This is a genomic window from Paenibacillus sp. FSL L8-0340, from assembly GCF_038593145.1.
Taxonomy (GTDB): domain Bacteria; phylum Bacillota; class Bacilli; order Paenibacillales; family Paenibacillaceae; genus Paenibacillus_AQ.
The window spans coordinates 7,061,586-7,075,231 of the sequence record NZ_CP151967.1 but is presented as its reverse complement, the minus strand read 5'-3'; the positions used below and the strand labels follow the sequence as shown (position 1 = coordinate 7,075,231).

General features: G+C 53.5%; 13 protein-coding genes. 10 read left to right on the top strand and 3 right to left on the bottom strand.

Annotated elements, in window-relative coordinates; translation table 11 throughout:
• The first annotated feature begins 116 nt into the window (after positions 1–116).
• The 8 genes from NST07_RS32390 (at position 117) to NST07_RS32355 (ending at position 7,072) form a co-directional block, all read left to right on the top strand.
• A complete protein-coding gene (locus tag NST07_RS32390) occupies positions 117–518 on the top strand; it encodes a DoxX family protein (protein ID WP_341097009.1) in 402 nt (133 codons plus the stop codon).
• Between the two features lie 72 nt (positions 519–590).
• Positions 591–1,541: a ring-cleaving dioxygenase gene (locus NST07_RS32385; protein WP_341097007.1), complete on the top strand. Its 951-nt coding sequence runs from the start codon at positions 591–593 to the stop codon at positions 1,539–1,541.
• Positions 1,538–2,146: an alpha/beta hydrolase gene (locus tag NST07_RS32380; RefSeq protein ID WP_341097005.1), complete on the top strand. Its 609-nt coding sequence runs from the start codon at positions 1,538–1,540 to the stop codon at positions 2,144–2,146. The genes NST07_RS32385 and NST07_RS32380 overlap by 4 nt, the downstream gene beginning before the upstream one ends.
• A gap of 222 nt (positions 2,147–2,368) precedes the next feature.
• Positions 2,369–3,208, top strand: a complete 840-nt coding sequence (locus NST07_RS32375; RefSeq protein WP_341097003.1) for an ATP-binding protein — start codon at positions 2,369–2,371, stop codon at positions 3,206–3,208.
• Positions 3,209–3,304: 96 nt separating this feature from the next.
• On the top strand, positions 3,305–4,537 hold the full coding sequence (locus tag NST07_RS32370; protein ID WP_341097001.1) for a multidrug effflux MFS transporter: 1,233 nt from the start codon (positions 3,305–3,307) through the stop codon (positions 4,535–4,537).
• Positions 4,534–5,439 (top strand): DMT family transporter, encoded by a 906-nt coding sequence (locus NST07_RS32365; RefSeq protein ID WP_341096998.1) that lies wholly within the window; start codon positions 4,534–4,536, stop codon positions 5,437–5,439. The genes NST07_RS32370 and NST07_RS32365 overlap by 4 nt, the downstream gene beginning before the upstream one ends.
• Positions 5,440–5,540: 101 nt before the next feature.
• Positions 5,541–5,894 carry a FlxA-like family protein gene (locus tag NST07_RS32360; protein WP_341096997.1) on the top strand — a complete coding sequence of 118 codons (354 nt, stop codon included), beginning with the start codon at positions 5,541–5,543 and terminating at the stop codon, positions 5,892–5,894.
• Between the two features lie 314 nt (positions 5,895–6,208).
• Positions 6,209–7,072 (top strand): nitroreductase family protein, encoded by an 864-nt coding sequence (locus tag NST07_RS32355; RefSeq protein ID WP_341096995.1) that lies wholly within the window; start codon positions 6,209–6,211, stop codon positions 7,070–7,072.
• Positions 7,073–7,157: 85 nt separating this feature from the next.
• Here NST07_RS32355 and NST07_RS32350 read toward each other — a convergent pair whose 3' ends face one another.
• A complete protein-coding gene (locus NST07_RS32350) occupies positions 7,158–8,639 on the bottom strand; it encodes an alpha-amylase (protein ID WP_341096992.1) in 1,482 nt (493 codons plus the stop codon).
• Between the two features lie 101 nt (positions 8,640–8,740).
• Positions 8,741–9,586: a DUF72 domain-containing protein gene (locus NST07_RS32345; protein ID WP_341380063.1), complete on the bottom strand. Its 846-nt coding sequence runs from the start codon at positions 9,584–9,586 to the stop codon at positions 8,741–8,743.
• Positions 9,587–9,844: 258 nt separating this feature from the next.
• Between NST07_RS32345 and NST07_RS32340 the strand changes: the two genes are divergently transcribed.
• Positions 9,845–10,705 carry an MBL fold metallo-hydrolase gene (locus tag NST07_RS32340; RefSeq protein ID WP_341096989.1) on the top strand — a complete coding sequence of 287 codons (861 nt, stop codon included), beginning with the start codon at positions 9,845–9,847 and terminating at the stop codon, positions 10,703–10,705.
• A 132-nt stretch (positions 10,706–10,837) separates the two neighbouring features.
• Here the strand turns inward: NST07_RS32340 and NST07_RS32335 are convergent, their stop codons facing one another.
• On the bottom strand, positions 10,838–12,430 hold the full coding sequence (locus NST07_RS32335; RefSeq protein WP_341096987.1) for a histidine kinase N-terminal 7TM domain-containing protein: 1,593 nt from the start codon (positions 12,428–12,430) through the stop codon (positions 10,838–10,840).
• Between the two features lie 432 nt (positions 12,431–12,862).
• Here NST07_RS32335 and NST07_RS32330 point away from each other — a divergent pair, with 432 nt between their 5' ends.
• Positions 12,863–13,645, top strand: a complete 783-nt coding sequence (locus NST07_RS32330; protein ID WP_342480775.1) for an ABC transporter ATP-binding protein — start codon at positions 12,863–12,865, stop codon at positions 13,643–13,645.
• Position 13,646 lies beyond the last annotated feature (1 nt).

Sequence of the window (13,646 nt, the reverse complement as noted above, 5' to 3'; positions counted from 1 at the left end):
GGAAGCTTGCTTATCAGCGTTTACCAGGCTAGCAAAGTACAAGGTTCGACTAATTTTTTTTAGCTAATATCTTAAGGTTAAGATAATTAAATTAAAGAGAATGGAGAGGGTATAAAATGGTTAGTGTAGGGTTGTTATTGGTAAGATTGGTGATCGGGATTGCTTTTATCGGGCATGGGGCACAGAAGCTGTTTGGCTGGTTCGGAGGATATGGTCCAAAGGGTACGGGCGGCTGGATGGAATCCATCGGTATTAAGCCGGGTGTCGCGATGGCGGTGCTGGCAGGAATGCTGGAGCTTGCCGGAGGCTTGCTGTTCGCAGCCGGACTCCTGACTCCTGTGGCTGCAGTATTAATTGCCGCAACGATGCTCGGAGCGATTATCAAGGTTCATGCTCCGAACGGCTTCTGGTCGACGGCCAACGGAATCGAGTTTCCATTAACGGTGCTTGTAGTCGCAGTAGGTGTGGCTTTGACCGGAGCAGGTTCGATTTCGCTGGATGCCCTGTTTTTTAACTAAATCGGATTATACGCCAGATGTTCATCTATTCAAACTTATCATCTAAAAAAAATCTTAGGGAGATGACTTATAATGACACTTCAAACTGCAGGGATTCACCATATTACAGCTTTTGTCGGAGATGCTCAGCGCAATGCCGATTTCTATGCCGGGATTCTCGGCCTGCGGCTTGTAAAAAAGACAATCAACTTTGACGCCCCCGAGGTTTACCACCTCTATTTCGGGAATGAGCAGGGTGCACCGGGCACCATTATTACCTTCTTTCCTTGGTCGACAGGGCGCAAAGGCCGGATTGGCGGCGGGCAGGTTGGCGTAACCACTTATGCGATTCCGGTTGGTTCGATGGCTTTCTGGGAGCAGCGGCTTGCCGCATATCAGATTCCGGTTACCCATGTAACCCGGATCTCTGAGTCTTACCTGTCTTTCAGCGATTACGATGGACTGCGGATTGAGCTGGTGGAACGCGAAGCGGGTCCGCAGAGTACCTGGTCCTTTGCCGGAGTGACTGCGGAGCATGCTATTAAAGGTTTTGGCGGGGCTGTGCTCTACAGTACGAATCCCGAAAAAACGGCCGATACGCTTACCCGTACACTCGGAATGGAGCTGATCGCCAAGGGAGACGGTTATATCCGTTACGGCTCTACTGCCGATCTCGGCAATATTATAGATCTTAAAGACTCGCCGGTGCCGCAAGGAGCCGGAGGCTCGGGAACCGTTCATCATATCGCCTGGCGCGCTAAAGATGATGCCGAGCAGCTGGAATGGGGACGTCATGTGCAAGGTCACGGCTACCAGCCCACTCCGGTACAGGACCGCCAATATTTCAACGCCATCTACTTCCGTGAAGAAGGCGGAATCCTGTTCGAGATTGCTACCGATCCTCCAGGCTTCGCCAATGACGAGGCTCCGGATGCGCTGGGCCAGAAGTTGATGCTTCCGGCATGGTTTGAACCGCATCGTGCTGTGATCGAAGAGAATTTGAGCCCATTTGAAATCCGTGAAATTGAGGTGAAGCAGGGATGATTCATGTCTATCACAAAGGAACAGACGCCAATCAACCAACACTAGTATTATTTCATGGCACAGGCGGAAACGAGCAGGATCTGCTGCCGCTGGCGGAGCTGCTGGCTCCCGGCGCTTCTGTACTGGGTATCCGGGGAAATGTGCTGGAGAACGGCATGCCGCGTTACTTCCGCCGTCTGGCTGAAGGTGTCTTTGATGAAGAGGACCTGATCTTCCGCACCCATGAGCTGAAGCAGTTCATGGATGTAGCGGCGGTGCAGTACGGCTTCGATCCAAACAATCTCGTAGCTGTCGGCTACTCCAATGGAGCGAATATCGCCGGCAGCCTGTTATTTCATTACGGAAACCTGTTCCGTTCGGCAGTGCTGCTGCATCCGATGGTGCCGCTCCGGGGGCTTGCGATCCCTTCGCTTAACGGCGTTTCGGTCTTTATCGGTGCAGGCAGCAATGACCCGCTGATCCGGGCAGAAGAAACGCGGGAGCTGGAGCAGCTGCTGCAGGGGGCGGGGGCTGAAGTTACCGCCCACTGGGGTAATCAGGGACACCGCCTGAGCGCGGCCGAGGCTGAAGCAGCCCGTGATTGGCTGAACCGGAACAGCAAGTGATTTCAGGAAAGCTACAACTACAACCGCCTGCGGGGCCGCTGATAAGTGACGTAATGTTGCTTAGAAGCTCCTGCGGGCGGTTTTTGCTGTCATGATAATGCGCAGCCAGCCTTTTTTTGCAGATAACCATGGGGTATAGCAAATTCCTCCGGTTTTTGGTACCATAGACTTTAATCGTAATTGTTACTATTTAATATTATGAATGTAAGGAGTCTACCCCACGTGAACAGCAGCAAAAAGAACAGCAACCCCGCCCGGCTACCCCGGGCCAAGGGCTTGGACATGGCAACCGTATATACACCAAAGGAATGTGGACGCAAGGTGCGGCGCATCATTCTGAATGGGGTCAACCGGACCATTGTGGATGAATTTATTACGATCCAGGGCATGAAAGAAAGATTTGAGGCGGAGGATGTGCCTATGCCGAGCAAAATGGTGATGTTCGGTCCTCCCGGCACCGGCAAAACGCTGACCGCATTTTATATCGCGCACCGTCTGGAGCTGCCGCTTGTTCTGGTCCGCCTGGATACCATTATTCACAGCCATCTTGGTGAGACCGGGAGCAATGTGCGGAAGGTATTTGACTATGCCAATGCTGCACCTTGTGTGCTGTTTCTGGACGAATTCGATGTGCTGGGCCGAATGCGTGATTCCGGCGATGAGGTGAAGGAGATGGCACGGGTGGTCAACACGCTGCTGCAATGCCTGGATGAGTTTCATGGCGAAAGTATTTTTGTTGCCGCAACCAACCTGGAGGAAGAGCTCGACCCTGCGGTGTGGCGGCGGTTTGATACGAAAATGACGTATTCGCTGCCGACGGAGGAAGACCGGCTTCAGTATATTGGGCTGTTTGTCGGTTCTGAACCGGAGGCGCAGGAGCTGTCCCGCCGGATGGCTGAACTGCTGGCGGGCTGCAGCCTTGCTGATATCGAGCAAATTATACTGAAAGCCAAACGCAAAGCGATCATCGAGGATGCCCCGCTGGATTACAGACACATCGCCGGAGCCTATGCCGAATACAACCCGCACCGGAAAGCCGTTGCTTCTGAGGTACATAAATAGGAAAAAACATTGAACATCATGTCCCGCATCAGGTAGTATGAAGGATACAAAAAACTGGCCTGAGGCCTGCTGCGGAAAGGTTGACGAAAATTTACCATGATCAAAATACAAAACGATAAGAATTCGCTGGCCGCAGAAGGCCCAACGCGGAAACAGCGGCTTCAGCTTGCTGTGATTCTGGGGGCTATTGCCACCATTGGTCCGCTGTCCATCGATATGTATTTGCCTGCGCTTCCCGCGCTTGGCGAACATTTCGGCACCAGCGCAGCGCTGGTTCAGCTTAGCCTGACCTTCTTTTTGCTGGGGCTGGCCTTGGGGCAGCTTGTGGCAGGGCCTCTGAGTGATGTCCACGGGCGCCGCCGTCCGCTGCTCATCGGCATGCTGATTTATGCGGTATCCTCGCTGCTCTGCGCCTTCAGCCCCTCGATCGGGCTGTTGGTCGGGCTGCGCTTTATCCAGGGCCTGGCCGGCTCGGTAGGGGTGGTCATCTCCCGGGCGGCGGTCCGCGATCTGTACAGCGGCTCCGAACTCACGAAGTTTTTTTCGCTGCTGATGATCGTCAATGGTCTGGGGCCTATATTCGCTCCCGTTATCGGCGGGCAGCTGCTGAGAATAACGACCTGGCAGGGCGTATTCATTGTATTATTTGCAGCCGGGCTGCTCTTTTGCGCCACCATTCTGCTGCGGCTGCCGGAGACGCTGCCGAAGGAGCGGCGCGTAAAAAGCGGGCTGCTAGGCACGCTGCGCACCTTCCGTGATCTGCTCCGCAACAGGAAGTTTATAGGTTATGCGCTCTCTCAAGGGTTTGTTACAGCGGCGATGTTCGCTTATATTTCCGGCTCTTCGTTTGTGCTGCAAAATATTTTTGGAGTGTCTCCGCAAATGTACAGTCTGATCTTTGCCGTTAACGGGCTGGGGATTATTATGTCCGGCCAGCTTGCCGGAAGATTGTCCGGACGGCTGGGCGAAGCGAAGCTGCTGGCCAGCGGCCTCCTGCTCTGCACACTGGGAGGTGCTGTGCTGCTGATCACTATTCTGGCCGGAGGCGGTCTCCTTCCCATCCTGATCTGCCTGTTCGCTGTGGTTTCCAGTGTGGGAATGGTGGGCACAACCAGCTTCTCGCTGGCGATGCAGGATCAGGGAGAAACCGCAGGCAGCGCTTCAGCGCTGCTGGGTCTGCTGCCGCTGCTGCTTGGCGGCTGTGTCGCTCCGCTGGTCGGCCTTGGGGGTGACGATACGGCGCTGCCGATGGCGATCGTGATCGCGGGTGCCGGGGTTTGTTCTATCCTGTCCTATCTGCTGCTCTGCAAGAGAGGGGAGAGGAAATGAGCCGTAAGGATTATTCCATTCTATTACTGTTGGCCTTTTCCTGGGGCGCTTCCTTTCTGTTTATGAGAATTGCCTCTCCCGAATTGGGGCCTGTTGTTACGACAGAGCTGCGCGTTACGCTGGCAGCTGCAACCTTGCTGCTCTTTGCAGCGGTCACCAAGCGGAAGCTGAGGATCTGGCAGCATTGGAAGCAGTTCCTTGTGCTGGGCTCCATTAATGCCGCGCTGCCCTTCACGCTGATCTGCATGGCCGAGCTGCATCTTAGCGCTTCGCTGGCAGCCATCCTCAATGCCACCACACCGATGTTTGCGGCACTAGCAGCTTGGGGAACACAACAGGAGAAGCCGGGACTGTCCAAGTCTATAGGACTCGTGATCGGCTTGCTCGGCGTAGCTGTGCTGGTCGGATGGAGTCCGGTGCCGCTCTCCGGCAAGGTTCTGTTGTCCGTGTTTTTCTCACTAGGAGCTGCACTTGCCTACGGCTTCGGGGGGTTATACGCTGCGCGCGTGGGCCGTGGCCTTGCGCCATTGGCGCTTGCTGCAGGCCAGCAGCTCGGGGCGGCTGTAGTGCTGCTGCCGCTGGCGGTAATTTTTGCCCCCCGGGAGCTGCCGTCTTCGGCAGCGGTTTTTTCCGTACTCGGTTTGTCATTCATTTGCACTTCCGTGGCGTATCTCTTGTATTTTCACCTGATCCAAAGTGTTGGCGCGGTCAAGACCGTCAGTGTTACCTTCCTGGTCCCCGTGTTCGGGCTGATATGGGGTGTAATCTTCCTGAATGAACCGGTTTATGCCAATACGCTTGCTGGTCTGGCGATTATTCTGCTTAGCGTAACGCTGGTCAACCGCAAAACCCGGCCAAAAACGTCTCAGGCAGTGGATGAGAGTGGTCAGAGCAAGGTCTAATCCAATTCATAGCTTCGAATACTTTCAGCAAACTTTCAGCGCATTTTAACGTTCCTTTCGGGTGGAAGGATTATAGTGTAGAGGTGAAAGGAGGAACGTGAATGAATATTTCATCCGCATCATCTACATCTTCCGCTTCCTATACTGCTTCCAGTGCTACCGATACAAGTGCGCTGGAGAAGCAAAAAGCGAAGCTGCAAGCCGATCTGGAGAAGATCGGGGCCAGCAAGGACGACGAGAAGACAAAGGAAACCAAGACCAAACAAATTGAGCAGCAGATCAAGCAGATCGATGCGCAAATTGCCCAGAAATCGCAGAACAGCTCCGCTTCCGCCAACAGCAGCAGCACACCGCCCGAGAAACCTGCAAACAGCAATACGCTTGCCGCGGCAAGCGCGCAGGAGATCGCTGCTGCCACTACGGACAGCCAAGGAAGATTTGACATCCGCGTATAAGTAAGCACCCGAAGCCAAGTAAACAGCAAACCCTAAAGAGGACATCCTTTGCCGTGAGGGAGTCCTCTTTTAGGGTGCAGAAGTAGCCGTCACCAGTGTATTGAAAATCCCCCTAAGGTGGGCTCGGCGTCTATACAGCATGGTCTATAGATGTTAATATTAGTATGTGAAAAAAATAACTAAATAACTTTTGCTCTTATTAAGATCTTACTAAGATCGCACAATAAGCAATCATAAGTATCCATCATCACTTGGATGGCTCCTGTTTCCGCAGGCGCCATCTTTTTTAAAATAATGAAGGGGAGGGACATCAGATGGGAATTCCGGTTATGGATATTATCGAGAAGCGTAAATCTGTACGGACTTATGAAGCCACACCGATCGGGGAGGCCGTCCATGCTTCCATAATGGATTATCTGAGCCAGGAGGACAACCTGCACGGGCCGTTTGGCGGAAAGCCGGGAATTGAGTGGGTCTGGGCCAAAAGCGGGACAGAGGACGGAAAGAACGTGAAGCTGGGGGCTTACGGTATCATTCAGAATCCGCAGGCCTATCTGGTCGGCAAGGTTAGGAACGACAAACTGGCGCTGCTGGAATTCGGGTATGTATTTCATAGGCTGATTCTCTATGCCACCAGCCTGGGACTTGGCACCTGCTGGCTTGGCGGAACGTTCAACCGCAAGACCTTTGCCCGCGAAATCGAGCTTGCCCCGGACGAGATTATTCCTTGCATCACGCCGCTGGGGTATGCACGGGAGAAGCAGCGGCTGCTGGATGCCACGATGCGCTATGTCGTCAAAGCTGATCAGAAGAAGCCTTGGCGGGAGCTGTTCTACGACACCGAATTTGGCAATATGCTCGCTCCCGAGTCAGCCGGGAAGCTTGCGCCCCCGCTGGAAATGGTCCGGCTCGGCCCATCTGCTTCAAATAAACAGCCTTGGAGAGTGGTAGTCTCTCCAGACCGGAAGCAGGCCCATTTCTACCTGCAGCATACGCCGAATTACAGCGGCAACAAGCTGGGCTTTGAGATGCAGCGGATTGATATCGGGATTGCCGCCTGCAATTTCGGGCTTGCCTGCCGTGAACTGGACATTGCGGGGGAATGGACCGTTAATGATCCGCAGCTTGATCTTGACGGACCGCTTACAGAATATATGCTGAGCTATAAACTCAGTTGAACCGGAACGTCAACGTTATAGCAAAGAGGTGAACTAACGGCTGCCGGTACGGCGCGTAGTTCACCTCTTTTATTGAATAAATGCTTTATGCCGGATCGGGTTCCTTGTCGCCGTTATCGGGCAGAGCCCAGACAGAGACACTTCCGCCGTTTACCGGGAAAACCGCCCAGCCATCCTCACCGATGGTTATATTGTCCTCACGGTTATGGGTGAAATCCTCCCAAACTTCGCCTGCGCGTTCCTCGCCGAGGAACATCCGTTTCTCCCCCTGATCTCCATTGGAGATGACTACGGCACAGCCGGAGCCTTCGATTTCTTCCACACCTCGCCGCACCCAGCCAATCGTATTGGGGTGGTCGAAATAATCATCCTGCTCTCCGTATGCCTTATGGTACCGGGTGTAGAGCAGCGGATCAATGGCAGCTTTCTTGCCTTCCACCGGAGTCGGTCCGCCGATGCCATAATAATCACCATAGAAGACAACCGGGTATCCGTCACGCCGCAGCAGGATCAGCGCATAGGCACTTTGCTTGAACCAGTCGCCGATCCAGGATTCCAGCGCTTCATGGGGCTGCGAATCATGATTGTCAACAAAAGTTACGGCATTGCCGGGGTGGGTCTGGACGAGCGTATCGTTAAAGATTTGGGTCAGATCAAAGTCCCTGCCCCCCAGTGCAGCCGAATACAGCTTGTAGTGAAGCGATACATCGAACAGGTCGATTTGATAATCCACCGTGTTGAGGAATTCCCGGCAGGCCTCGAGATTCGAGTTCCAGAATTCGCCGACAATGTAGAAGTCCTCACCGCGCTTTTTAGCCATTTCGGCAGCGAATTCTTTGATGAACTCATGATTGATATGCTTGATGGCGTCCAGCCGGTATCCGCTGCACTGCAGCGTGTCGACCAGCCACTTGCCCCATTCCAGCATCTCATGCTTAACTTCCTCATGGCTGTAGTCGATGTTGGCGAACATCAGATAATCATAGTTGCCGAACTCGTCATCCACATTCGGGTTCCAGCTCTTGTTGTCGGAGGCAAGCTTGAATACGCCGGTCCGGCTTTCCTTGGCATCGAAATCGGTGCCGTTAAAATGAGTGTGGTTCCATTTAAAGGCGGAGTACTGGTCTCCACGTCCGGGAAAGGTGAATTTGGTCCAGCCTTCAATCTCGAACGGTTTGGAAATCTCCTTGTTGCGGTCGTTCGGATCAACCTCGATCACCTGGAACACTTCGGTCTCGTCGGCGCCCGCTTTATGATTCATCACCAGATCCACATAAACAGCGATGCCGTTCTTTTGGCATTCGGCAATCGCCTCCACCAGCTCCAGCTTGGTGCCGTATTTGGTCCGGATGGTCCCCTTCTGGTCGAATTCGCCCAGATCGTATAGATCATAGACACCATAGCCTGTATCCTCGCCAGAGACGGCCTTGGTTACCGGCGGTACCCAGACAGAATCAATATAGGCGGCCTTCAGCTCGGTGGCAGCATCAGCCAGCCGTTTCCAGTGCTTCCCGTCCGCGGCGACATGCCATTCGAAAAACTGCATCATCGTATGGTTTCTCTTCATTTCCGTTTGGCCTCCTTTAAAATTATGATAGGAATGGATAAATGCGATTGGTGTCGTAATTCAGTAAGGAGCAGAAGAGAGGATATGTACACATCTGGTGCTCATGAAAATAAGTCCAGCTGGCGCGGGGCCAGTCCGCCGTCGATTCCGAGCAGCGTTTGCAGCTCTTTGGCGTTATCGGTGGCGTCACCACCGGAGTTATTGTTGAAGACCACGTACAGCTCCCGGCAGGACTGCTCCAGCGCAAGCAGACGGTCCCGCCACTCGGTCAGCTCCTCTGTGCTGTAGCGGTACAAGTAGCGCAGGCTCCGCCAATTCGGATGGCTGCTCTGGCTCCAGCCTTGGGCGTTGCGGCCATGCAGCCGCACGTAGGTGATATCCGGTGATGTGGCCACCGGCACAATCGGAACCGAGCCTGATCCGGCCTGGGGTTCATCGGCCACTGTATGAATCCAGCCCTCCTGCTCCAGAAACTGCAGGGTTTTGGCCTGCATTTCCGGACTGTACCAGGAGTCATTGCGGAATTCGATGGCGGAAGGCACATCCAGCATCCGCTGCTTGGCCTCGCGCAGAAACTGCACGTTCTCTTTGGTGCAATCGAACCACGGCGGAAACTGGAAGAGGGCCATCGCAAGCTTCCCGGCTGCCCGGACTGGCTCAATAGAGGTATGGAAGGCCTGATACATTTCCTCCGGAGTGTCATAATAATTCTTTTTCTCGCGTAAATGGCCAGTCATTCCCTGATAGGCTTTAACGATAAACCGGAAGGCATCCGGCGTCTGGCTCACCCATTTGGCGTAATTTCTGACTGGCTGCACGGCATAAAAGGAGCTGTCAATCTCCACAATCGGAAAATGCGCGCTATAGGTAGGGAGCCGGTCAGCGGGCTTGATTTTGCCGTAAAGCTCTTCATGGTCACCGAAGCCGGTTAGCCCGATCTTAATCATGGAATCTCCTCCTTGTCAGTATATCCGTACCTGACCCGAACAGATCAGCTAACTCTTATTAAACTTAAAACCCTCTAGAGCAAACAAGGGCTGTTGATTATTGTCCGTAATTGAGGCAACATGAAGATTAAAGATGGCCTGAAATGAACGAGGCCGGAAATACCGCTATGGGTGCTGTTATCACCAAAAGAACGTCCGGATATACTTTGTTGTCCGGCCTATTTTCAGTCTGATGTATATTGCAAGGGGGAGCACGAGATGGAGCACAAGTTCGAACAGCTTAGCCGTCACATTCTGATTATGCATCCGGAGCATGACACGGATCGTCCGGTACTGGCAGCAATTACAGGGGAACGGCGTACACTTCTGATGGATGCCGGCAATTCGCCGGCCCATGCAGCGCTGTTCCGGGAAGAACTGGCCAGACGCGGCTGCAGGCAGCCAGACATGCTGGTTCTGACCCATTGGCACTGGGATCACACCTTCGGGCTCTCATCCTGGTTGTCTCCAGCTATTGCCCATGAAGAGACGGCGAAAGTGCTGGAGAGCCTGACCGGGCGGAACTGGGGAGAAGAGGGCTTGGAGAAGCTTGTAAAGAGTGGCACGATCAGTGAAGAAAGCGCGGAACATATCCGTCTGGAGTACGGCGGGGCAAGAGAGGTAACTGTCGTCAAGCCGGATATTGTGTTTACCGGCAGCCTCACGGTCGATTTGGGCGGAGTTATCTGTGAAGTGGTCCATGTAGGCGGCGACCATTCGCCGGACTCCTGCGTGCTTTACGTTAAGGAAGACAAGGTGCTTTTTCTGGGCGATGCTCTAGGCCCTTCTGTATATGGCGGACCGCGCCAATACAGCAGCACCGGGTTCTTAAAATTGCTGGACATTGCTTACCGCTATGACGCGGACTGGTATGTGGAGTCGCATGGGCTGCCGATGACCAGGCAGGAGTTCCGGGAGGATCTGGCTCCCTGGGAACGGCTGGCCCGGATCGTCGATGTGTTCGGACACAACCGGGAACGGGTGGTGCTGGAGCTGAAGACCTATCTTCAGCTTGAAGAGCTGCCTGGGGATTTGCTGCAGGGTGTGGAATATTTCATGGCGGGCGCGAAGCGGCGTTAACTGCAATATTCATAATTTCTACTGACTATATTCAGACCCTGCCACGCACTGGCGGGGTCATTGTGTTGCAGAATGATGAGATAACAGCCCTGTTCTCTAATCGGCTTCGTGCCGGAGAACAGGGCTGTTCGTTTAAACAGGTGTAAAGGGGGTGATCGAACCTCCGCTAGATAAATGTACGGTATTGCGTCCGTTGCGTTTGGAGCTGTAGAGCGCATGATCCGCTTCGGAGAGCAGCTCTTCAAGCGAAATAGGTTCTCTGAACGCCTCCGCCACCCCGAAGCTTGCCGTTACATGGATTGGACCGGACGAGGTGTAGACTTCGCTGTGCTCAATGCTGTCACGGATAGCTTCGGAGAGCAGAGCCGCCTGCTTCAAGGAAGTGTCAGGCAGACAAATGACGAATTCTTCGCCTCCGTAACGCCCGAAGATATCCCCTTCGCGCACATGTTTGCTGCATACGCTGACAATATGCTGGAGCGCTATATCGCCATATTGATGTCCGTACCGGTCATTGATGCTTTTGAAAAAGTCGATATCGAGCAGGATGATGGACAAGGGGCGCTTGCTGCCGACTGCTTCCTCCAGCAGAGACCGGCTCTGCTCCATGAAGTGCGTACGGTTATAGATACCGGTCAGGCTGTCGACAGTGGCAAGCTGCAGCAGCTTGGCCTGAAGCAGTGTCCGCTCTGTCACATCAATCAGCATAATCATCCGCCCGGCCAGGTGACCGTCATGCTTCTGCACCGGAGAGGATCTGACCTGGTAGTAGCTGGTCTCCCCGTTGATATTCCAGGCCAGCTCGCGTTCCTCGCTGAGCAGAGGGTCGGAATTCATTACATAATCTACAGCGTCTTTGCCCGCAGGCAGGAACAGCTGGGCGAGCGGTCTGCCGATGGCTGATGAATCCAGGCCCTCCAGCATTTCCGTGGCAGCACGGTTATAGTCGACAAGCGTATCTTTGCGGTCCGTGACCAGCACTCCGTCACGCATGCTCTCGAATAAATTCTCCCGGGCGATGGGTGCCGCGGTCAGCATGCCCCTGGAAAGAATCGCCCAAATATAGAGGGTCGAAGTCACGCTCATAATCACCGGCACAGGGTCCATTCCATAAGGGGTCATGTTCATTAAATAGAGGAAGGCTCCCAGAGCCGGGAGGAACTGCCCGATGAAGATCGTCATCATCTGCCGGCGGTAGACCCGCTTCATCCGGTTCCACTGCCAGAGAATGAGACACATTCCGGCAAGCATGCAGCCGAAGGTCAAACTGCCCTGCACGATATACCAAGGCCCCATCACGATGTCGATCAGCGGGGTGGGGGCACCTTCCCGGAAATGCATTGAATGATAGAACAGATGGTGATAATCGTTGGTCCATACGAGCACGGTAGAGATTAAGGGGATGGAGTACAGCGCGGTCAGCAGCCCTTTCTTAACCAGCCGGTCCAGGCCGACGAAATGCATGATCATAATCAGGCTGGAAGGAGCGATATAGGGCATACCCAGATACTCCACCTTGACCCAAAAGCCAATCTCCTGCATAGTGCTGCCCGACAATTCCAGCGCGAAGCCAAAGGTATAGATCGCGGAAGTGATGGAGCTGAGGATGAAGGCATTGATTCCGGAGAAATCCGTTCTTCTGTAATAGGCGAACAGCGCGAGAAGTGCGCTCAGCACACCGGAGATGGAGACAATGATAATATAATTCGAGATCATAGCTTCCATCGGCTGGGCCTCCAGGTAGTGTGGGCTGCCGAGGCTGGCCATGGGAGCAGGGACAACGGGGCATATAGCCATGAGGCGTTATTATAAGCATTAAACATCACGTATTGTCTCCTGTTTCAGCAAGAATATAGATAAATAGTACCACATATCTTCATGGATAACATTCGGGATTGAACGCAGTGAAGCGTGAATACCGCTACCTTCTTTTATCGGCATATTTCTTCATTATTAACAATGAAAGCGCCACTCCTAGACAAAGTGACGGAATTTCACAGATGCAATTTTACTATTTGTCTAGTGAGTGTACCGGGAGCAGAGTGTACCATGTTAGTTAATACTACATTTCAAAAAGAAATTCAGCGTTTCATAAGAATTTACGTTAAGTTAATTAACATTTAACGAATGGATTCAGGGATGAAGGGGGAGCTGGGAATGTCATTAGTAGCGGCAAGAATTCCTGAAATACAGCTGGAAAACGTTGAAATGCGTTATGTGGCGGAGACTGCGGATGTGCTTGCATTGCATCAGGTGAGCCTTGATATTGCCAAAGGAGAATTCGTCTCCCTGCTGGGTCCATCGGGATGCGGCAAAACCACACTGCTGAGATTGATGGCAGATCTTATTACACCAACCGACGGAAACATAACGGTGGCTGGCAAAAGCGCCAAGGAAGCCAGACTGGCCCAAAAGTACGGCATAGTTTTCCAGAGTCCGGTACTTTATGACTGGCGCAAGGTGAAACACAACATTACCCTGCCGCTGGAGCTGATGGGCGTCAAGAAGTCGATCCGTGAGGACAAGGCGCTGGAGCTGCTGGATCTCGTCGGGCTGCAAGGCTTCGCGGACAAATATCCCTGGCAGCTCAGCGGCGGTATGCAGCAGCGGGTTGCGATTGCCAGAGCGCTGTCGATGGAACCGGAGATACTGCTCATGGATGAACCGTTCTCCGCGCTGGATGAGTTTACCCGTGAGCGCCTGAATGAAGAGCTGCTGGCTGTCTGGAGCAAGGTGCAGAGCACCATTGTTTTTGTCACCCACAGCATTCCTGAATCTATTTTTCTGTCTGACCGCGTATTCGTGCTTTCTCCGCATCCGGGAAGGCTGTCGGCCATTGTTGATATTCCGCTGCCGCGTCCGCGTACGGCGGAAATGAGAAACAGCCCGCAGTTTTTTGAACTGATCGCCACGATCCGCGACAGCTTTGAAGGGGTGTAAC